The 18,056-nt window shown below is 53.7% G+C and carries 26 protein-coding genes, 1 tRNA gene and 1 pseudogene; all 28 read left to right on the forward strand.

Annotated features, from left to right (window positions below; all coding sequences use genetic code 11):
- Nucleotides 1–38 precede the first annotated feature (38 nt).
- The 28 genes and pseudogenes from AC07P6_RS12895 (at nt 39) to AC07P6_RS13030 (ending at nt 17,997) form a co-directional block, all read left to right on the forward strand.
- On the forward strand, nt 39–1,139 hold the full coding sequence (locus AC07P6_RS12895) for a DUF551 domain-containing protein (RefSeq protein ID WP_478316511.1): 1,101 nt from the start codon (nt 39–41) through the stop codon (nt 1,137–1,139).
- On the forward strand, nt 1,132–1,365 hold the full coding sequence (locus AC07P6_RS12900) for a hypothetical protein (protein WP_478316512.1): 234 nt from the start codon (nt 1,132–1,134) through the stop codon (nt 1,363–1,365). Before AC07P6_RS12895 ends, AC07P6_RS12900 begins: the two co-directional genes overlap by 8 nt.
- A gap of 164 nt (nt 1,366–1,529) precedes the next feature.
- Nucleotides 1,530–2,126, forward strand: coding sequence for a DUF1367 family protein (locus AC07P6_RS12905; RefSeq protein WP_478316513.1), 597 nt, complete (start codon nt 1,530–1,532; stop codon nt 2,124–2,126).
- 5 nt (nt 2,127–2,131) lie between these two features.
- Nucleotides 2,132–2,300: pseudogene (locus tag AC07P6_RS12910) on the forward strand (NinE family protein).
- On the forward strand, nt 2,297–2,965 hold the full coding sequence (locus tag AC07P6_RS12915; RefSeq protein ID WP_406671781.1) for a metallophosphoesterase: 669 nt from the start codon (nt 2,297–2,299) through the stop codon (nt 2,963–2,965). The pseudogene AC07P6_RS12910 and the gene AC07P6_RS12915 overlap by 4 nt, the downstream one beginning before the upstream one ends.
- Nucleotides 2,958–3,539: a recombination protein NinG gene (locus AC07P6_RS12920; protein ID WP_478316514.1), complete on the forward strand. Its 582-nt coding sequence runs from the start codon at nt 2,958–2,960 to the stop codon at nt 3,537–3,539. The genes AC07P6_RS12915 and AC07P6_RS12920 overlap by 8 nt, the downstream gene beginning before the upstream one ends.
- Nucleotides 3,536–3,676, forward strand: coding sequence for a YlcG family protein (locus AC07P6_RS12925; protein WP_221028347.1), 141 nt, complete (start codon nt 3,536–3,538; stop codon nt 3,674–3,676). Before AC07P6_RS12920 ends, AC07P6_RS12925 begins: the two co-directional genes overlap by 4 nt.
- Complete coding sequence (locus tag AC07P6_RS12930; protein ID WP_478316991.1) at nt 3,676–4,365, forward strand: bacteriophage antitermination protein Q; 690 nt, start codon at nt 3,676–3,678, stop codon at nt 4,363–4,365. The genes AC07P6_RS12925 and AC07P6_RS12930 overlap by 1 nt, the downstream gene beginning before the upstream one ends.
- Before the next feature lie 103 nt (nt 4,366–4,468).
- A tRNA-Asn gene (locus tag AC07P6_RS12935) sits at nt 4,469–4,543 on the forward strand.
- Nucleotides 4,544–4,828: 285 nt separating this feature from the next.
- On the forward strand, nt 4,829–5,128 hold the full coding sequence (locus AC07P6_RS12940; RefSeq protein ID WP_139153343.1) for a phage holin family protein: 300 nt from the start codon (nt 4,829–4,831) through the stop codon (nt 5,126–5,128).
- Nucleotides 5,125–5,667, forward strand: coding sequence for a glycoside hydrolase family 108 protein (locus AC07P6_RS12945; protein ID WP_478316516.1), 543 nt, complete (start codon nt 5,125–5,127; stop codon nt 5,665–5,667). Before AC07P6_RS12940 ends, AC07P6_RS12945 begins: the two co-directional genes overlap by 4 nt.
- The gene (locus tag AC07P6_RS12950) at nt 5,664–5,840 is read left to right on the forward strand and encodes a hypothetical protein (RefSeq protein WP_167879619.1); all 177 of its coding nucleotides are present in this window, start codon (nt 5,664–5,666) and stop codon (nt 5,838–5,840) included. The genes AC07P6_RS12945 and AC07P6_RS12950 overlap by 4 nt, the downstream gene beginning before the upstream one ends.
- A gap of 429 nt (nt 5,841–6,269) precedes the next feature.
- Nucleotides 6,270–6,905: a putative metallopeptidase gene (locus AC07P6_RS12955; RefSeq protein ID WP_478316518.1), complete on the forward strand. Its 636-nt coding sequence runs from the start codon at nt 6,270–6,272 to the stop codon at nt 6,903–6,905.
- A gap of 31 nt (nt 6,906–6,936) precedes the next feature.
- Nucleotides 6,937–7,404, forward strand: coding sequence for a DUF2280 domain-containing protein (locus AC07P6_RS12960; RefSeq protein ID WP_478316519.1), 468 nt, complete (start codon nt 6,937–6,939; stop codon nt 7,402–7,404).
- Complete coding sequence (locus AC07P6_RS12965; RefSeq protein WP_478316521.1) at nt 7,388–8,701, forward strand: PBSX family phage terminase large subunit; 1,314 nt, start codon at nt 7,388–7,390, stop codon at nt 8,699–8,701. Before AC07P6_RS12960 ends, AC07P6_RS12965 begins: the two co-directional genes overlap by 17 nt.
- Nucleotides 8,702–8,716: 15 nt before the next feature.
- Nucleotides 8,717–10,066, forward strand: a complete 1,350-nt coding sequence (locus AC07P6_RS12970) for an anti-CBASS protein Acb1 family protein (protein WP_478316523.1) — start codon at nt 8,717–8,719, stop codon at nt 10,064–10,066.
- On the forward strand, nt 10,026–10,952 hold the full coding sequence (locus AC07P6_RS12975) for a phage minor head protein (RefSeq protein WP_478316524.1): 927 nt from the start codon (nt 10,026–10,028) through the stop codon (nt 10,950–10,952). Before AC07P6_RS12970 ends, AC07P6_RS12975 begins: the two co-directional genes overlap by 41 nt.
- 2 nt (nt 10,953–10,954) lie before the next feature.
- Nucleotides 10,955–12,220 (forward strand): hypothetical protein, encoded by a 1,266-nt coding sequence (locus tag AC07P6_RS12980; protein ID WP_478316525.1) that lies wholly within the window; start codon nt 10,955–10,957, stop codon nt 12,218–12,220.
- 12 nt (nt 12,221–12,232) lie between these two features.
- Complete coding sequence (locus tag AC07P6_RS12985; RefSeq protein WP_064371280.1) at nt 12,233–12,679, forward strand: gp53 minor capsid family protein; 447 nt, start codon at nt 12,233–12,235, stop codon at nt 12,677–12,679.
- A gap of 17 nt (nt 12,680–12,696) precedes the next feature.
- The gene (locus AC07P6_RS12990; protein WP_064371279.1) at nt 12,697–13,773 is read left to right on the forward strand and encodes a major capsid protein; all 1,077 of its coding nucleotides are present in this window, start codon (nt 12,697–12,699) and stop codon (nt 13,771–13,773) included.
- Nucleotides 13,774–13,782: 9 nt separating this feature from the next.
- Nucleotides 13,783–13,965, forward strand: a complete 183-nt coding sequence (locus AC07P6_RS12995) for a glycoprotein (RefSeq protein WP_154964616.1) — start codon at nt 13,783–13,785, stop codon at nt 13,963–13,965.
- A gap of 60 nt (nt 13,966–14,025) precedes the next feature.
- Complete coding sequence (locus AC07P6_RS13000) at nt 14,026–14,427, forward strand: DUF7370 family protein (protein ID WP_478316527.1); 402 nt, start codon at nt 14,026–14,028, stop codon at nt 14,425–14,427.
- 274 nt (nt 14,428–14,701) lie between these two features.
- Complete coding sequence (locus AC07P6_RS13005; RefSeq protein ID WP_154952878.1) at nt 14,702–15,370, forward strand: GIY-YIG nuclease family protein; 669 nt, start codon at nt 14,702–14,704, stop codon at nt 15,368–15,370.
- Nucleotides 15,370–15,732 carry a hypothetical protein gene (locus tag AC07P6_RS13010; RefSeq protein WP_478316528.1) on the forward strand — a complete coding sequence of 121 codons (363 nt, stop codon included), beginning with the start codon at nt 15,370–15,372 and terminating at the stop codon, nt 15,730–15,732. Before AC07P6_RS13005 ends, AC07P6_RS13010 begins: the two co-directional genes overlap by 1 nt.
- A 99-nt stretch (nt 15,733–15,831) precedes the next feature.
- Nucleotides 15,832–16,374, forward strand: a complete 543-nt coding sequence (locus AC07P6_RS13015; RefSeq protein WP_004223309.1) for an HNH endonuclease — start codon at nt 15,832–15,834, stop codon at nt 16,372–16,374.
- A gap of 51 nt (nt 16,375–16,425) precedes the next feature.
- Nucleotides 16,426–16,794 (forward strand): HK97 gp10 family phage protein, encoded by a 369-nt coding sequence (locus AC07P6_RS13020; protein WP_132468084.1) that lies wholly within the window; start codon nt 16,426–16,428, stop codon nt 16,792–16,794.
- Nucleotides 16,795–16,808: 14 nt separating this feature from the next.
- Nucleotides 16,809–17,174 (forward strand): phage tail termination protein, encoded by a 366-nt coding sequence (locus AC07P6_RS13025; protein ID WP_478316530.1) that lies wholly within the window; start codon nt 16,809–16,811, stop codon nt 17,172–17,174.
- A gap of 58 nt (nt 17,175–17,232) precedes the next feature.
- Nucleotides 17,233–17,997: an immunoglobulin domain-containing protein gene (locus AC07P6_RS13030; protein ID WP_478316532.1), complete on the forward strand. Its 765-nt coding sequence runs from the start codon at nt 17,233–17,235 to the stop codon at nt 17,995–17,997.
- Nucleotides 17,998–18,056: the final 59 nt, after the last annotated feature.

Raw genomic sequence — 18,056 nt, forward strand, 5'->3', positions numbered from 1 at the left:
TGTTGGCCTGAGGGTGCAATGAGCGTGAGGAAGATATTATGACCAGCAAAGTAACCAGAGACATCATTCAGAGCGAAATTGCCGACTTCTTCGCCGGGGTCGTTGAAATTCACACAGAGTTAGGTGGCCCGAACACCGTAGAAGAGGCGCAGAACCAGCTAACAGATCGCGTGCTTGCCTGCGTACCAGAGGTGGACAGCGAGCCGGTGGCTGAAGTGGTATCAGTGTTTGGCGATTCGGAAAGCATTGGCGAGCGAGAACTAAAACTGCTCGTCGGTATTCAGAACATGCCATGCGGGACTAAGTTTTATCGCCACGCGCAGCCAGCTCCGGAAACAGAACGTGAGCCAATAGCCTGGCTCAATGATGCGTATCTGGCTCGCGGGGTGGTTGATGGCGAGGCTGGCAGCGAGGACGCTGGTCCTGGGTATATTCCTGTTTATCGTGAGGCATCACCAGCGCCGGTAGCGATGGATGACACAAAACTAAGAGAGTTATTCGATTCCTGGTTTGCGTCAGATTGTTCTTTCGATCTATCCCCGGAGGCGTCAGAGGCAGACAACATTGCCTGGCGTGAATCTTACTGGTACGTATGGCAGCGTTGCCGCGCCGCCATGCTCCAGGCTGGTACCCTCACCAATGAGGATACCAAACAAGCATGGACTGGCATCCCTGATATCGATAACGCCATCAACATGCTCGACCGCATCGATACACTGGAAAGTTGCGATGATGACCGTATTGAGGCTGTTAAGACCGTTTTGCGCCGACTGGCAGGCAGCTCTCCGGTAATTCCGGATGGTTACGTGATGGTGCCGAAGGAGCCGACAGCGCAGATGTATGATGCAGGCGACCGGCAGATGACAACGAAGCAAGTGTGGGATGTCATGCTCGCAGCCGCCACGCAGTTACCCGGCAGCGAACCTGCCGCAGTGCCGGGCAGGTGGATTCCGGTAAGCGAGCTGATGCCTGAAGACCGCATATCGGTAATCCTATGGGATGCTGAAATTGGAGAAGTAACAAGCGGTCACTACAGCCATAAAACACAGACTTTTTATCATTGCGGCGATGCTATCGAAAACGAGATAACCCACTGGATGCCGCCTCCATGCGCCCCGCAGGAGGTGAAAGGTGAATAAGGTCGAATTGCTTCAGAAAATATCGGCACTCGCTACTGAATGCCACACGCTGGCCTGTGAGCTTGATATCGGCGATGAGCGTACCGAGATGTTCGAAATCTACGGCGTGCTGCACAACCTCGGTCGCCGCGGGTACGCCAGCCAGGTAGGGCGGCGAATGAATCCACTGCTCGCATCCTGCGATGACGATGACGATGACGACGATTGGGGCGAGGATGACGACTGATGCCTAAATCCCCCGCAGAACGCAAAGCCTCCAGTTGAAATCAAACCCCTCTCCTGAGGGGTTTTATCGTATATGCTCATTTTGCTTTTATCCCCGGGAAGGGCGATAATTACCTAGTCAGTCTGGACAACTGACAACTTTACCCCGGCGCCAAGTGGGGACACATGGCGCAAACACTGCAATTTGAGAAGAGTTATCAAAACGTACTGATTCCCGCAGAGCCGGGAACCAGCGAATACCTGCAACTTATCCCGGTAGGGCAACTGCTTTGCGGTGAGTTCCGCAAGCCCCGGAATTACGCATTCCACAAAAAGTTCTTCAAGCTTCTGACTCTCGGGTATCACTACTGGACCCCTTCCGGTGGTCTCATTGAGCCCGCGGAGCGTACCCTCATATCCGGGTTTATCGACTTCCTCTCATCCGACTTCGATCAGCGCGCCGCGCTCCAGAACGCCGCGGAGATGTATCTCTCCTCTGTCGGTATTTCTCGTTCCCGCGATATGGCGCTGCTGAAGCACTTCGAATCCTTCCGCGAGTGGGCAACCATTCAGGCTGGCTTTTACGACGAATACCAGATGCCTGACGGTAGCCATCGTCGTGTCGCAAAGTCGATCTCCTTCGCCAGCATGGACGACAGCCAGTTCAACGGCGTCTACAAATCAGTGCTGAATGTGCTCTGGAACTACATTCTGCGTCGCAAATTCCACTCGCCGGCTGAGGCTGAAAATGCCGCCAGTCAGCTGCTGAGCTTTGCGGGGTGATGGGTATGCAATGTCTTCTCGCCAAAGTAATGGAGCGCGGCATCTTCCCGCGTTCCTGCGCGCCGCCGGCGCAAAGTCGAAGTAAAGCCTTCCGACATCCCAACCTTTCACTATACGGCCCACCTGGCGGATGTCCGCTGGCTGCGCCGTGCTGCTAGAAGGAAAATTGCATGAGCATTTATCAACGCATTAACGGCGCTGACTGGCGCAACGTATGGGTGGTTGGCGATCTGCATGGATGCTATACGCTGCTGATGAATGAGTTGGACAAGATTAAGTTCGATCCGGCTAGCGACCTGCTTATTTCCGTTGGCGACATGGTTGACCGAGGAGCTGAGAATGTTGAGTGTCTGGACTTGATAAATCAGCCGTGGTTCCGGGCTGTGCGTGGCAACCATGAGCAGATGATGATAGACGGCCTGTCAGCGCACGGAAACGTTAATCACTGGCTGGTTAACGGCGGCGGATGGTTCTTTAACCTTGATTACGACAAAGAGCGCCTTGCCAAAGCCCTTGCGTATAAGGCAGCAGAATTACCACTCATCATTGAGCTGAAAACAGGTGATAAAAAAGTCGTAATTTGCCATGCCGATTATCCGCATAGTGAATATGAGTTTGATAAGCCAGTTGATGCGGATCTGGTGATCTGGAACCGCGAACGCGTCAGTGATGCGCAAGATGGAATTGTGCATGAGATAACCGGCGCGCACCTGTTTATTTTCGGGCATACCCCGGCTCGCCAGCCTCTCAAATACGCGAACCAGATGTATATCGATACTGGTGCGGTGTTCGGTGGCAGCTTGACTTTGCTGCAGGTGCAGGGTGGTGGCCATGCTTAAGCAAACTCAGCGCCGGTGCAAAATCTGCCGCACGAAATTTACTCCAGCATTTGAAAACCATCGTTGGTGCTGTCCGGAGCATGGCTCTGAATTAGCGCTTCAGGAACTGGAGAAGAAGCGCGATAAGCAGGCCCAGGCGAAAGAGAAAAAAGAGCGTGCCGCCTGGCGCAAGCGCAAAGCAGCTGTGAAACCTCTCAAACACTGGGAAGACATGACCCAGCGCGTCGTTAATGACTACATTCGCGAGCGCGACTTTGACCTGCCGTGCATCAGCTGTGGAACATTCGAGACGGTCCAGTGGGAAGCCGGGCATTACCGCTCCCGCGGTAAAGCATCCCACCTGCGCTACAACGAGGACAATATCAATAAACAGTGCCATCACTGCAATGTTCAGCTGTCCGGCAATCAGCAGCAATACCGCATCAATTTGATACCCAGAATCAGCGTTGAGCGCGTCGAGGCGCTTGAAAACAACAACACCCCTCACCGATACACCATCGAAGAACTGGAGGGCATCAGGCGTCATTACAGTGCGTTACGTCGCGCACTCGTCAAGCAAAGGGAGGCCGCATGAACCAGGACGTAATTGATCGCATCCGGGAGCGCTGGCAAAAGCTCCGCCTCTGCCGGCACCGCGGAACGGTGATGACCGACTATCGCATTTTACGGAATTACGTTCGCATCTATCAGACCCTGGGAGAGAAAGCATGATTAACACTCAATACCTCCAGTATGTTCGCCAGCAGCTGATAGTGGCCACCGCCGATCTGAGCGGCGCGACGAAAGGGCAACTGGTAGCCTTTGCGGAAAACGCGATGTTTGAGGCGACGGCGCGCAGCAGTAAGCGGATGAAGGTAGTCGACCCGGCAACCGGGAGAATGGTTAAGCCGAGCAATCCGCCGGTACCGGGGAAACAGTCCCGCGCCAAAGGCTCAGCAATCGCCCTGGTTCAGCCCGTGGAGTATTCAACGGCATCATGGCGCCGCGCACTGCTGTCGCTGGAAGAGCATCAGAAAGCCTGGCTGCTCTGGAACTACAGCGACAATATCCGCTGGGAGTACCAGGAGACGATCGCCTGGTGGGCATGGGAGCAATTCAGCGAGAAGCTGGCCGGTGCGCGTATCGCAAAGAAAACGGTTGATCGCCTGCGTCAGCTTATCTGGCTGGCGGCTCAGGATGCGAAAGCGGAGCTGGCAGGGTGCGGCCAGTATCAGTACGCTGATCTTGCGGCTATGGTGGGTGTAGAGGTAAAAAACTGGTCCAAGACGTTTACAGTGCACTGGGAGGCTATGCATGCGGTGTTTGTTCAGCTGGATCGAGAAGCATTACTCGCCTTAACAAAAACACGTTCGGAACAAAAAACGACATTTTCGCAGCAGAGTATTGCAAAAGTAGATTAAATGCGTCATATTTGAGTCTACTTTGATATGCTGCCTTAACTTTAAGTGGCGGCATGAAGCATAAAAAGAGCCCTGGCGGAAACGTCGGGGCTTTGTCGTTTCTGGGTCAGAAGCACAGCGGTTGTGCGTTCGGCTGTTAACCGAATGGTCGAAGGTTCGAATCCTTCCTGTCCCGCCAGATAATGGCCTGACCTGATGACGGGTTCATACCCCAACTTATCAGGGGTGTTGTTAGCGCAACGCCAAAGGCCGCCATATCCCCTGCCTTGGGACCCTTAAGGCTACCGCGCCGTCATTTTTACCCTTGGTATTCCTTCCCGCCTTGAGCGGGTTTTTTATTATCAGGTCCCGCAGGAATCATCATCGACACGCTTCGTTGTTAAATCCAGCCTGACGGGCCTGACCCTTTTCAAACACACAGCTTCCCGATCTTTAATCGGAGGCGGTAACTATGGCTAAACGTATGCAAGACAAAGAGAGCATTGCCGGGATGTCCTGGCTGGTTCTGCTGATGATTGCTTGCTGGGGTGGACTTGTCCGCTACCTGATAGATGTGAAGCAGAGCAAGGCAACATGGAGCTTGATCAATGCTCTTGCCCAAATGGTGGTTTCAGGGTTTACCGGCGTTATTGCTGGTCTGGTGAGCATTGAAAGCGGATTGAGCATTTACATGATACTGGCCACTTCCGGAATTAGCGGGGCAATGGGTTCTGTTGCTTTGACCTATTTCTGGGAGCGCATTACCGGGGTTAAGGCGCCATGACAGCAGATCAGATTATCGAGGGCATCCTCGGTAAAGAAGGGGGTTACGTAAATAACCCTAATGATAAAGGCGGGCCAACGCACTGGGGCATCACTCAGACTACCGCCCGTGCATATGGCTACGCAGGTGATATGAAGGCGCTACCGCGGGAAACCGCCAAAGCCATTTATCTGTCGCAATACTGGACTGAACCGAAGTTTGACCGCATCGCCGAGTTGTCGCCAGCCATTGCGCAGGAGTTATGTGATACCGGCGTGAACATGGGGCCACGTGTCGCCAGTACATTCCTGCAGCGCTGGTTATCAGCTCTGAATATGCAGGGCAAGCTCTATCCGGACCTGAAGCCGGACGGCGCGATAGGCAACATCACTATTGCAGCGCTGAAAAGCTATCTGGCCGTTCGCGGAAAAGACGGTGAAACCACGCTGCTGAAGGGGCTGAATTGTAGCCAGGGCGCCCGCTATCTTGAGCTTGCTGAAGATCGGGCGGCAAATGAAGATTTTCTCTATGGTTGGGTAAAGGAAAGAGTGGAACTATGAACTATCTCATTAACCGGCTGAAAGAGCCGTCAACCTGGCGCGGCATCATTCTTGTTGTTGCCGGTGTATTTGGTTATCAGCTGCCTCCGGGCATTCAGGAAACCGTCATCGCTGGCGGCGTAGCGCTGGCTGGCGTTGTTGGTGCGGTAATGCCGGACAGCGTTAAAAAGTAACGCGCTATGCTGATACTCTTCATTCTCCTGTCGATATGGCTCTGTCGACTACCGGAGAAGCCGGCCTGGCTAGCAGTTAGGCCAAAAATCTCAACGCTGGCGCTCGAAGATGAGCATCCGGCACGCAGTAAGGGGCTGCGCTGAGATAAGAGCCTGCATTACAGGAGCCATTCACAGAGTGGCTTCGATAATGCTTACCCGACAAGAAGCATAGATCTGGTGTCGACCAAAGAGGTGATCCACATCTTGACGGCTCGCAAAGACGAGAAGTGGCGGCGCAACTCTGAGAAGAAGTGGCAATGTCGCGTTTATAATATTCTGAAAATGTTATCTGAAAAGTGCCATTGGCAGAGTTTTATATAAGTTTAATGAATTGCCGGATAAAAAATTACCCGGTAAGTATTCGAGCAACCCAGAGGAATGTTCTGTATGGCTCAAAATGAAGACCGCCGACCATTCCCCCCTGTCAACTTCACTGGCGAAAACTGGCTGCCTTACACCCGGCTTATCCCTGCTACCGAAATCGGCGAGTGGGTAAATCAGCATATTCTCCCCGAAGATGGTCGAATCCATAACCCTGACCATACGCATTTGCTCGATGCTGACGTCGCGTTCATGTGGGCTTCAGGCTCATTCGCCAAAAGTGGCCGCATTGTGCTGGGCCAGTGTGAGCAGGTAATGATGCGCGCCGGCGGCTGGCAGAAGTCCCGCATGGAGCAGCAGATGCACGAATGGTTCGGTCGCATACCGAAGTTCATCATCACCTTGGCTGCTGACTACTGCGAACAATGTAACGATCTGGAGTTCTGCGCACTGGTTGAGCATGAGCTTTACCACATCGCCCAGGCTACCGATGACTATGGCGCGCCGAAGTTCAACAAAGAGACCGGGATGCCGGTGCTTAAACTTCGAGGTCACGACGTCGAGGAATTCGTTGGAGTGGTCCGGCGTTACGGTGCCAGCAAAGACGTGCAGGAAATGGTGGATGCGGCGAACAGGCCGGCGGAGGTTGCTCATATCGATGTTGCCAGGGCTTGCGGGACTTGCATGCTGAAACTGGCTTAATAATTGGACTGTACTGGACGGATGGTGAAACATGGCTGCACTAAAACCAGAAGTGAAAGCCTACATCATTCAGATGCTTGCGTGCTATGACACGCCCTCTCAGGTGGTCGAGGCTGTCCAGAAAGATTTCGGTATCGCCATCACCCGTCAGCAGGTCGAAACTCACGACCCGACAAAGGTCAGTGGTAAGACGCTCGCCAAAAAATGGGTAGACCTGTTCAGCGCCACCCGCGACCGCTTCCTCAACGAAATTTCCGACATCCCGATCGCCAACAAAGCCTACCGTCTGCGCGTCCTGCAGCGAATGTCGACGACTGCCGAGAACATGAAGAACATCGGCATGACGGCCCAACTACTGGAGCAGGCAGCCAAAGAGGTGGGTGAGGCTTACAGCAATAAGCAAAAAGTCGAACACACCAGCCCTGACGGTAGCATGTCGCCGCGACCAACGACGATCAGACTGGTAGGAGTAGAGCCAAAAAATGGAAAGCCAGGTTGACCTACAAATCCCGGCGAAGCTCGTTCCCGTATTCGCGACAGAGGGCATTCGCTATCGTGGCGCGCATGGTGGTCGCGGTTCCGCAAAGACACGCACATTCGCGCTGATGAGCGCAGTTAAAGCTTATCAGGCAGCCGAAAGCGGATTAAGCGGCGTCATTCTCTGCGCTCGCGAGTTTATGAACTCCCTCGAAGAGTCATCGATGGAGGAAGTGAAACAGGCGATTCGGTCTGTTCCCTGGCTGGATGATTACTTCGATATTGGCGAAAAGTACATCCGCACCAAAAACCGCAACGTTAGCTACGTCTTCTGCGGTTTGCGCCACAACCTCGACAGTATTAAGTCAAAGGCGCGCATTCTGGTTGCGTGGGTAGATGAGGCTGAGTCGGTATCGGCGACGGCCTGGAAGAAGCTGCGCCCTACGGTGCGAGAAAATGGCTCTGAAATATGGGTGACATGGAACCCGGAGAAAGACGGCAGCGCCACTGACAAGCTCTTCAGAAAGAACCCGCCGAAAAGCTCGATGATTGTCGAGATGAATTACAGCGACAATCCGTGGTTCCCGGATGTACTCGAAGAAGAGCGCCTCGAAGATATGGAAAACCTCGACTACGCCGATTATGCGTGGATTTGGGAAGGCGCCTATCTGGAGAACTCAGACAAGCAGGTGCTGGCGAATAAATACATCGTGCAGAGCTTTGCTGATGACCTGTGGCAGAAAGCTGAACGGTTGCTGTACGGTGCTGACTTTGGATTCGCGAAAGACCCCAGCACTCTCATAAGAATGTTCATCCTCGAAAGTACTCTTTACATCGAATACGAGGCCTATGGCAATGGCGTAGAGCTCGACGACATGTGGAAGTTTTACGCTGGCAAAACCGATGCCACGCCGAAACAACTTGGAGAGTGGAAGGTTACTGACGAGGCAAAATTCCCCGGCATACCTGAGGCGCGTAAATGGCCCATCAAAGCCGATAACTCTCGACCGGAAACCATCAGCCATATCAAAGGGCAGGGATTTAATATCTCAGCCGCCCAGAAATGGCAGGGCAGCGTAGAGGACGGCATTACCTGCCTGCGCGGGTTCAAGCAAATCATCATTCATCCTCGCTGCAAAGAAACGGCGAAAGAAGCGCGGCTTTATTCGTACAAAACGGACCGGATCACCGGTGAGGTTCTGCCTGTTATTGAGGACAAGAACAACCACTGCTGGGACGGCGTCCGGTACGGTCTGGACGGGTATATCAAACGCAAGCCTCAGTCGATGGGGATGATGATTCCGAAACGCCTTCGCTAACCAAACGGACAAACCATGACTGACAAATTAACTCTCGCCGTCAACCATGCGTTGAACGATGCGCGGATGGCGCGCGCCCGAATGGGGCTGATGGCGCCAACGATGGGGCTGGACAATAAGCGCCATTCCGCATGGTGTGAGTATGGCTTCCCTGAGCAGGTAACCTACGAAAACCTTTATGCCCTGTACCGTCGCGGTGGTATCGCTCACGGTGCTGTTGAGAAGCTGGTGGGCAAATGCTGGCAGACTAACCCGGAAATCATCGAGGGTGACGACGCCGACGAGAGCAAGGATGAAACCCCTTGGGAGAAGAGCGCCAAAAAGGTTTTCACTAAGCGACTCTGGCGCGCTTTTGCTGAAGCAGACCGCCGCCGTTTAGTCGGTCGCTATGCTGGCATCCTGCTGCACATCAATGACTCCAGAAAGTGGGACCAGCCGGTTGTTCGTGGGAAGTCACTAAAAAAGGTTACGATCGCATGGGCCGGTTCGTTAACTGTCAGTCAATGGGTAACTGACGAGAATTCGGCAGACTACGGTCAGCCAAAGCAGTGGAAATACGTTGAGAGTCTGCCAAACGGAGGGACCAATCAGCGATTCGTGCATCCCGATCGCGTCTTCATCCTGGGTGACTACTCGAATGATGCCATTGGTTTCCTTGAGCCTCCTTATAACGCCTTTGTCAGTCTCGAGAAGGTGGAGGGCGGTTCTGGTGAATCGTTCCTGAAAAATGCCTCAAACAAGCAGGCTATCAACTTTGATAAAGACATCGACTTTGCAAATTTGGCTTCGCTGTATGGCGTCTCGGTAGATGAGCTTCAGGAGCGCTATAACGAAGCAGCCAGAGAGCTGAATGTTGGTAACGATGTACTCCTGATCACCCAGGGCGCGCAGGTCACGTCGATGGTCTCTGCTGTTTCAGACCCGTCGCCTACTTACAATGTCAACCTTCAGACAGCCTCGGCTGGGGTGGATATCCCGGCGCGTATTCTTGTCGGCAATCAGCAGGCTGAGCGTTCAAGCACTGAAGATCAGAAGTATTTCAACGGTCGCTGCCAGTCACGGCGAGGTGACCTGTCATTCGAAATTGAAGACTTCAGTGACAAGCTCATCGACCTGAAAATTATTGATGCAGTCAGCGAGAAGACGGTTATCTGGGATGACCTCAACGAGCAGACTGGAACTGAGAAGCTCGCCAATGCAAAAACCATGGCTGAGATTAACCAGACGTTCCAGGGCAGCGGAGAAAGTCCGGCATTCAGTCGCGAAGAAATTCGCACAGCTGCCGGTTATGAAAACGTCGATGAATTCCCGTTAGGAGAAGAGGATGGCGACGAAGAAGACGAAGCCACCTATTCTGCCGCGTAACTACCAGGATCCGACCGGAGCCGATGCGCTGGAACGCCGGGCAATGAAAGACTTCGCCAGGCGGATGAATAAGATTGGCAAAGCGTACAAATCAGCACTCGACAAAATACCTTCCTCCCTCGCAGTAAACGCCAGATACGAATACCAGCTAAACCCAACGCTACTCTCCATCATCCTGAACGATGCCAGTTACCTGGTTGATCAGGTACTGCTTGAAGGTGGCGATTACGACTTGTGGTTTTACGAGTACATCGATCTGGCTTCGGAGAAAGGGACCGGGCAGTCGTTCTACAACCTCAGCCAGCAGTCGCCGGTGTACGCCGCTGGTCGTGAGTCGCTGGCGTCCATCCTCGCAAGCGACCCGTACCAGCAACGAATGGCGCTGGTGCATGCGCGTGTATTTGAGGAAATGAAGGGGCTGACGGCTGACGTTAAGCGCGACATGGCGCGCGTGCTGACTGATGGCATGGGCCGTGGTCTCAATCCGCTGGACATTGCCCGCAACCTGACTGACCAGACCGGCATCGAGAAGCGCCGGGCAAACCGTATAGCACGCACTGAAGTGACTACCGCGCTGCGCCGGGCTAAGTGGGATGAAGACCAGGAGGCGAATGACCTTTACGGCCTTAAAACGCTTCTGGTTCACATCTCGGCGCTTTCACCGACAACGCGGCATACCCACGCAGTGCGCCATGCCCACCTCTACACCAATGAAGAGGTCCGTGACTGGTACAGCAAGGATGGCAACTCCATCAACTGCAAATGCAGCCAGCAGTCGGTGCTGGTGGATGCGGACGGTAATCCGGAATACCCGGACACCATCACGAAACTCAAACAGGAATATAAATCGATGCAGGCGCGCGGTTACGCCTGGGCGGAGAAATAACTATGCCTATGCAGGTCAATATCACCACGAAGGTGAACAGCCAGTCTATCAGGCGCGAAACATACAACGATCGCGAGCATCTGGTACTGCCGAGTTACACGCTGCCGGCGAACGTCGTCATGAATGGCGGGCTGTACACAGAAGATGAAATCAACGCCCACTATCAGGGGCTGGAAGGCACGCTCGCGCCGCTGGGTCATCCACAGGTTAACGGTCAGTTCGTGTCGGCCTTCTCTCCTGAAGGTCTTAACGTCGGCTACGTAGGCGCGTGGAATCGTAACGTTAAGAAGTCCGGCAATCGTATCTACGTAGAAAAATGGGTGGATGTGGCTCGAGCTGAAGAGTCGGAAGGCGGGCGAGAACTACTTGAGCGCGTCGCAGCTATTGAGCGTGGCGATGACGTTCCGCCCATTCATACCAGTGTCGCCGCTTTCCTCGACCAGCTTGAGCCTAACGAACAACAGAGAGCTACTGGCGCCGAGTGGGTGGCGAAGATTCACAGCATGGACCATGACGCCATTCTGCTGCATGAGGTTGGCGCGGCGACACCAGAGCAGGGCGTGGGCCTGATGGTCAACGCAGACCTCGCGCAGCCTCTGAGGGCTAATTCAGGCGCGTTGGTGGGTGAATCCTACAGGGAGCGCGAACAGCGTCTCGATCGCGCAGCCAAAGCGAAGTTTGCGGCGGGCGCGGATGAATACGCCTGGATTGCTGACTTCACTGACTCGCAAGCGGTAATCATCCGCAACGGCGGAACTGCTGAGGTGTTTGGGTACAAGTCTGAGGGCGGAGTTATCACCTTCGACGATACCGGCACCGCAGTAGCGCGCCAGGAGTCGTGGGTCGCAGTCGTAGCTAACAAATTCAAATCATTATTTACACCGCAGGAACAGCCTGCAACAAACCACCAAACGGAGGGCGACATGCCTTTAACCAAAGAAGAACTGGAACAAATCGGCAGCATGATCGGCCAGGCTGTTGCGACCAATACCGAAAAGGCGCTGAAGCCTCTGACGGATAAAGTTGACGCGCTGCAGGTCAACCAGGACAAACTCTCGGAAGCTCTGACCGCCAACTCCCGCGCTGAAGAGAAAACCAAGCGTGATGCAGTGGCGAAGGTTCACGGTGAGATCGTTGCGAATGCGCTGACAGGTGAAGCGCTTGAAGCGATGTACAAATCGCTGGGTGAAGCTGCAGTTCTCGGTACTAACGCAGGTCAGCAGCATAAAACAACCGGCGCGCCGACCGCTGAAGAACATTTCAAATAAGGAGCCGCAATAATGGCACGTTATCGTCGCGTTAATATCGACGGTCAGTCTCTGTACAAGACCGAAACCCGAACTACTGCCGCTGCGTTGCTTCCTGGTACCGCCGCAACCATTAACTCATCTGGAAAGTTTGCGCAGGCCACCGCGCTAACCGGCCGCCTGTACATCATTGATGTCGGTTACCACCAGGGCCTGAACATCACTGAAGCAATCCCGTCCGGGGACTCCGCAGTAGGCAACTACGTAGAAGAAGGCCGCGAACTTGCTCTGCGCTGCCTGCCGGGTGCGTATAAGAAAGATAGCCCGATCAAGCTCGGCACCGCTGGTCAATTCACCCTTGCGACATCTGACACTGACTCGGTGATCGGCTATAGCCAGGACGAATACACCATCGCTGCAAGTACCACCGATTACATCCGCGTGCGTATGCGCGTTGGTACCGTTGCCGCTGGCGCATAACAAAAGGATAACCAGATATGTATTTCTCCAAAGAGACGCTGGCGACTAACTCCCGCCTTGGTGGTCACTGGAACGAGCTGTGGGCTAACCGCAATATGTGGAACCTGCAGAACGATTCCATTATTGCGGCTAACCGCGCGATTATGACGCCGGAAATGTTGGCCTGTAACGCAGTAGGCGGGTTTACTCGCGACTTCTGGGCTGAGATTGACCGTCAAGTGCTGCAGCTGCGCGATCAGGAAGTAGGGATTGAAATCGTTAACGACCTGATCGGTGTGCAGACTGTCCTTTCTGTCGGCAAAACTGCGAAACTGTATAACGTTGTCGGCGATATCGCTGATGATGTTTCTGTCAGCATTGACGGCCAGGCGCCGTTCTCCTTCGACCACACTGAATACGCCAGCGATGGTGACCCGATCCCGGTATTCACCGCGGGTTACGGTGTTAACTGGCGCCATGCAGCTGGCATGAACTCGGTCGGCATTGACCTGGTTCTGGATTCGCAGATGGCGAAGATGCGCAAATTCAATCAGAAGCGCGTTAACTACTACCTGAACGGTGATTCAAAAATTCAGGTTCAGTCCTACCCGGCGCAAGGTATCAAGAACCACCGCAACACCAAAAAGCTGAACCTTGGCTCTGGTGCCGGTGGTGCAAACCTTGACCTGACCACAGCCACCATGACTCAGTTGTTTGAGTTCTTCGGTAAAGGTGCGTTCGGCACTCTGGCCCGTGCTAACAAAGTTGCAGCGTACGACGTGATGTGGGTATCCCCGGAAATCTGGGCGAACCTCGCGCAGCCGTATGTCGTCAACGGTGTAGTCAGCGGAACCGTCCTGCAGGCTGTCCTGCCGTTCGCGCCGGTTCGTGAAGTCCGTCCTACCTTCGCCCTCAGCGGAAATGAGTTCATCGCATATGTGCGCCGTCAGGATGTCATTTCCCCGCTGGTTGGCATGGCCGTTGGTGTTGTTCCGCTGCCGCGTCCACTGCCGAACGTTAACTACAACTTCCAGATTATGTCTGCTGAAGGGCTGCAAATCACCGCAGACGAGCAGGGACTTTCTGGTGTTGTCTACGGCGCAAACCTGGCGTAAGGGGATGGCATGGCTAAGTACCAGGTTGTCAGGCCGTGGCATGGCGTAAGTGCCGGTCAGGTGGTTGAAATGGAGGGATTGCACCCATCATTAAAACCGCACGTCATCATGATTAGCGAAGGGGAGTTAACTCCCGCGACGCCAGAGGCCAAAACGGGCCGGAAGCGCAAAGCAGAAAGCGAAGAAGAATAGCCGCGAAAGCGGTTTTTTTATGCCCTGTGAAAGCAGGGCTTCATTCTCTCGGAGTCGATAATGGTCACTCTCGAACAGGCTAAGGAGTACCTCAGCGGGCAGGGCATCGAGATCCCCGACTTTGTCCTGCAGGCGTTCATTGACCAGGCGAACAGCATTCAGGAATGTCTTGATGCGCATTACCCGGCATCAATAGCCTTGCTGATTCAGCTTTACTTGCTGGCTCTAATGGGGCTCGGGAGTGGCGATAAGTACATTTCCAGCCAGACTGCTCCCAGCGGCGCGTCTCGATCGTTCCGCTACCAGTCATTTTCAGACCGATGGAAGGCCTCTGTAAACCTCCTTCGTAGTCTGGATAAATACGGATGCGCTAGCGCTCTTATTCCTGCCGATCCGACTGCTGCGCCAGCATTTGCCGGTATATGGATAGGCAAAGGCGGATGCATGTGCGGGGATAAGTAATGGCCTGGATTTCAGTTCAGCAGCGGCTGCCGCGAACGTTCACCCGGGTGTGGGTCATGACCGATACCGGCCAGCAAACGACGGCATACGTGAAAAGCGGCGGTGAGTGGTTCATCAACTGCGCCCGCATACGGGCCACAGGCGCCGCAGTGCTGCGATGGAGGGAATGAGAATTGGTGTATAAAAAGCCAGCAAATGGTAAAATTAACGAGCCGGGGAATGCGTCAACATTACCACCGGCCCTAACCATCATTACCTATTGCGGAGGTAACTCATGGCTCATCAAATCTTAAGCCATCAGCACCATAGTGCGCCATCTTATAATGGCGTTGCAGGCGTTTATCAGATTACCAACACCATCACTGGTGAGGCGTATATCGGCTCCACTGTTAACATTTCTGGCCGGTGGTCCAGCCATCGCTACAAGCTCCGAAAAGGCACGCATGGAAACAGAAACCTTCAGAAGTCATGGGATAAACATGGCAAAGGTGTCTTTGAGTTTTCCGTTCTGGAGGTAGTGAGTGATAAATCCGAACTTATTGCAGCCGAGCAGCGATTCTTTCGCGAATTAAACCCGTCTTTTAACATTGCGCCAAACGCTGGGAACAGCCTCGGAGTTATACACACCGAAGAATCCAAGGCTAATATGGCGGAAAGCCGGCGCGGAGATAAGAACTGCTGGTTCGGCAAAGTTCCGGCCTGTGCAGGTATGAGCAGACAGCCTGAGGTCAAAGCTAAGATATCAGCCAAGAATTCAGGCGCTGGCAACCCTATGTTCGGTGTTACCCCGCCACACGCCAAGTTCACTGATGAGCAGGTGCGCGAAATTCGTCGCTCCATTTCTGAAGGTGATTCACTCACTGTTATCGCTAGCAAGTATGGTGTTTCAAAAGCGACCATTGCTCATATCCGGCAGGGTCGATCCTATACGAGGGTGGTGTAATGTCGTCATCGGCTTCATGGTCATACACGGCAACGGCGACAATCTGGCGGCGCATACGCGATGCTGACGGTAGCGATACCGACGGCGGAGGTCAGCCGTACGGATGGGAGCAGCCGATTGCTATCCTCTGCGACTACCAGGGCGGACTCTCTGCGAAAATTGGCGACCTCGGCCGGGAAATCGTGGTTAAAAACACGATATGGACCGAGTACGCCGCGGCGAGGGATGGGGATTCCATTCTTATCGGTGCATCAACCGCACTGCAGCCGCCGGACGAGGCCGACGAGATTCGGCAGATCGTCCAGTTCGCCGATACGTTCGAGCGACTGGCGGATGATTATGCGATTATCACCAGCGCGTGATAAAATGTAATGGCGCGGCTAGACCGGCCAGTCGAAAGCAGAGAACACAGACTCTGTTGCCGCGCACCTCTCTCTGTGAAACCTACTGTGAGGTTTGTTATGGCTAATGACCCTGATATCGATTTTTTACATCAATGTTTCAGTTATAACCCAAAAACTGGAATTATTACCTGGAAACCTAGACCAAGGATTCATTTTTCAACCGAAAGGGTATTCAATACTTGGCACTCTAGATTTTGCGGGAAAGAAGCAGGTTGCTTGAACATCAATGGATATTTAGAGATTGGTATTCAAGGTAGGCTTATGAAGGCTCATCGTATAGCTTGGGCGCTATCTTACAGAGCCTATCCAGAGGGCTTCATTGACCACATCAATGGTGTCAGAAACGATAATCGCCTAATTAATTTAAGGGATGTCGACAGGGTTGGTAATGGAAGGAATTCGGCAAGGCATAAAAATAATATCTCTGGCGTTTGCGGGGTACATTGGCGCTTAAGGGATAATCGTTGGGTTGCTTCGATTAACCATGCGGGTGGGCAGATTCACCTCGGATATTATGAGAGCCTGATTGATGCTGTTGCTGCAAGAAAGTCAGCAGAATTTAAGTATGGCTACCATGAAAACCATGGGCGAGCCCAATAATTCACAAAACAAGGTCGCTACGGCGGCCTTTTTTACGTCTGGAGTCTGACTATGGGCGCTAAAGTTCGCGGCATCCGCCAGGCTAAGGCCAATCTCGACCGCATCATTAAGGATGTGCAGGGGCGAAAAGTTGTGCGCGCGTTGCAGTCGGCGATGCTCATCGGTAGTGCTCAGGCATCACTTTACACCCCGATCGATACGTCGACGCTCATCAATAGCCAGTTCCGGGAAATCACTGCTAATGGTGTGCGGGTGACCGGGCGCGTTGGCTACACGGCGTCTTATGCGGTGTTTGTTCACGACCCGGAAGTGAAGCAAACTTTCCGGCGCGCATCGGCGCAGAAAGAGTTCTTAACGAAGGGCTTCGAGGATACCCGCAGCCAGATTGATGCCGCGGTTAAAAAGGAGCTTTCGCTATGACACCTGCGATGTATATGCGCCTGAGGGACCTGTTTGTAGACGAAGGGCTAACTTCCGGGTTTAAGGTGCAGTGGCGGCAATGGCGCGACACCGGCAAGGATGCCGATCAGTTCATCGTATTTCGACCTTCTGGCGGTACCAATATCGAGTACGACCGCGGCGGTGACTGGTATGTGATGGTCGATGTCGTTTCATCGAAATCGAATCCTGACGCTGCTGACGCCGCGGTTAACGCCATCGTCGAATACATCAGTGCACAATCTGGCGCGGATGACTGCGTAGGCGCGCTGAGTCTTGTCGGCAATGTTCCGGCGCCAATATCCACCGAAGAGGGCCGGTTAGTAACCCGGCTGCTCGTCTCATGCACATACGGCGAATAATCGCCAGAATCACCCATCAGGCTGCCATCTGGCGGCCTTTTTTATTTGAGAGGTACACATGCAAGGCTGTGCTAATGATACCGGCAAGCTGATTGGGAAGGCGGCCGTGCTCCGCATGGCTATGGGCTGTGCGGATACGGTCCCTGAGCTTTCTGAATGGAAACGCCTGGGGGCGTTGACGACTAAGGGCTTCGACTACTCCATGAATACCGTCACCTCTGAGGCTGACGATACGAAAGGTCTGGTTGAGAACCTTGTCAACAACATGGACTTCACCATCTCAGGGGAAGGTGAGTTCCGCAAGAAGGATAAAACGACGGAAGTTGGCGCCATCGCTATCTCGAAATATATTTTCGATGAAGTGCAGGCCGGCCGTCAGCCGACGGTCTGGGTCCGCTTCGACTTTGTGGGCGAAGACGCCGGAACCTACATCATGGGTTATTTCAATACTACCTCATGGTCCGGTGATTTTGGTACGTCCGACATTTCCACCTTCTCCGGTGAGTGGAAAGTTTACGATGCTGACACCGTCGTATTTGAAGTCGCTGGCCCGGCACTGGCATTTACCACCAACCTGACGGCGACCAAATCTGTTGCGGCCGGTTCTGCACTTAACATGCCGGTGGTGGTTGATGGCGGTACGTCTCCATACACCTACGTCTGGAAGAAAGACGGTTCGGTTGTCAGCGGGCAAACCACGGCAACGTTTAACAAAGCGAGCGCCGTATCTGGTGACGCCGGGGTTTACACCTGTGAGGTCACCGACTCCTCAGCGACACCGGTCAAGATCACCTCAGTGGCATGCACGGTCACGATCAACTAACCACGTCGTGAATAGTACAAAGGGCGTTGCGGCGCCCTTGATACTGTTTATGGAGCGAC

Source organism: Klebsiella sp. GFKo11 (genome assembly GCF_056490265.1).

Coding starts and splice junctions, on each gene's coding strand:
- AC07P6_RS13000 (WP_478316527.1), top strand. CDS start 14,026: ATGGTCACTCTCGAACAGGCTAAGGAGTACCTCAGCGGGCAGGGCATC.
- AC07P6_RS12915 (WP_406671781.1), top strand. CDS start 2,297: ATGAGCATTTATCAACGCATTAACGGCGCTGACTGGCGCAACGTATGG.
- AC07P6_RS12990 (WP_064371279.1), top strand. CDS start 12,697: ATGTATTTCTCCAAAGAGACGCTGGCGACTAACTCCCGCCTTGGTGGT.
- AC07P6_RS12970 (WP_478316523.1), top strand. CDS start 8,717: ATGACTGACAAATTAACTCTCGCCGTCAACCATGCGTTGAACGATGCG.
- AC07P6_RS12940 (WP_139153343.1), top strand. CDS start 4,829: ATGCAAGACAAAGAGAGCATTGCCGGGATGTCCTGGCTGGTTCTGCTG.
- AC07P6_RS12955 (WP_478316518.1), top strand. CDS start 6,270: ATGGCTCAAAATGAAGACCGCCGACCATTCCCCCCTGTCAACTTCACT.
- AC07P6_RS13015 (WP_004223309.1), top strand. CDS start 15,832: ATGGCTAATGACCCTGATATCGATTTTTTACATCAATGTTTCAGTTAT.
- AC07P6_RS13030 (WP_478316532.1), top strand. CDS start 17,233: ATGCAAGGCTGTGCTAATGATACCGGCAAGCTGATTGGGAAGGCGGCC.
- AC07P6_RS12985 (WP_064371280.1), top strand. CDS start 12,233: ATGGCACGTTATCGTCGCGTTAATATCGACGGTCAGTCTCTGTACAAG.
- AC07P6_RS13005 (WP_154952878.1), top strand. CDS start 14,702: ATGGCTCATCAAATCTTAAGCCATCAGCACCATAGTGCGCCATCTTAT.
- AC07P6_RS13025 (WP_478316530.1), top strand. CDS start 16,809: ATGCGCCTGAGGGACCTGTTTGTAGACGAAGGGCTAACTTCCGGGTTT.
- AC07P6_RS12950 (WP_167879619.1), top strand. CDS start 5,664: ATGAACTATCTCATTAACCGGCTGAAAGAGCCGTCAACCTGGCGCGGC.
- AC07P6_RS12905 (WP_478316513.1), top strand. CDS start 1,530: ATGGCGCAAACACTGCAATTTGAGAAGAGTTATCAAAACGTACTGATT.
- AC07P6_RS12980 (WP_478316525.1), top strand. CDS start 10,955: ATGCCTATGCAGGTCAATATCACCACGAAGGTGAACAGCCAGTCTATC.
- AC07P6_RS12960 (WP_478316519.1), top strand. CDS start 6,937: ATGGCTGCACTAAAACCAGAAGTGAAAGCCTACATCATTCAGATGCTT.
- AC07P6_RS12995 (WP_154964616.1), top strand. CDS start 13,783: ATGGCTAAGTACCAGGTTGTCAGGCCGTGGCATGGCGTAAGTGCCGGT.
- AC07P6_RS12895 (WP_478316511.1), top strand. CDS start 39: ATGACCAGCAAAGTAACCAGAGACATCATTCAGAGCGAAATTGCCGAC.
- AC07P6_RS12925 (WP_221028347.1), top strand. CDS start 3,536: ATGAACCAGGACGTAATTGATCGCATCCGGGAGCGCTGGCAAAAGCTC.
- AC07P6_RS12975 (WP_478316524.1), top strand. CDS start 10,026: ATGGCGACGAAGAAGACGAAGCCACCTATTCTGCCGCGTAACTACCAG.
- AC07P6_RS12920 (WP_478316514.1), top strand. CDS start 2,958: ATGCTTAAGCAAACTCAGCGCCGGTGCAAAATCTGCCGCACGAAATTT.
- AC07P6_RS12945 (WP_478316516.1), top strand. CDS start 5,125: ATGACAGCAGATCAGATTATCGAGGGCATCCTCGGTAAAGAAGGGGGT.
- AC07P6_RS13010 (WP_478316528.1), top strand. CDS start 15,370: ATGTCGTCATCGGCTTCATGGTCATACACGGCAACGGCGACAATCTGG.
- AC07P6_RS13020 (WP_132468084.1), top strand. CDS start 16,426: ATGGGCGCTAAAGTTCGCGGCATCCGCCAGGCTAAGGCCAATCTCGAC.
- AC07P6_RS12965 (WP_478316521.1), top strand. CDS start 7,388: ATGGAAAGCCAGGTTGACCTACAAATCCCGGCGAAGCTCGTTCCCGTA.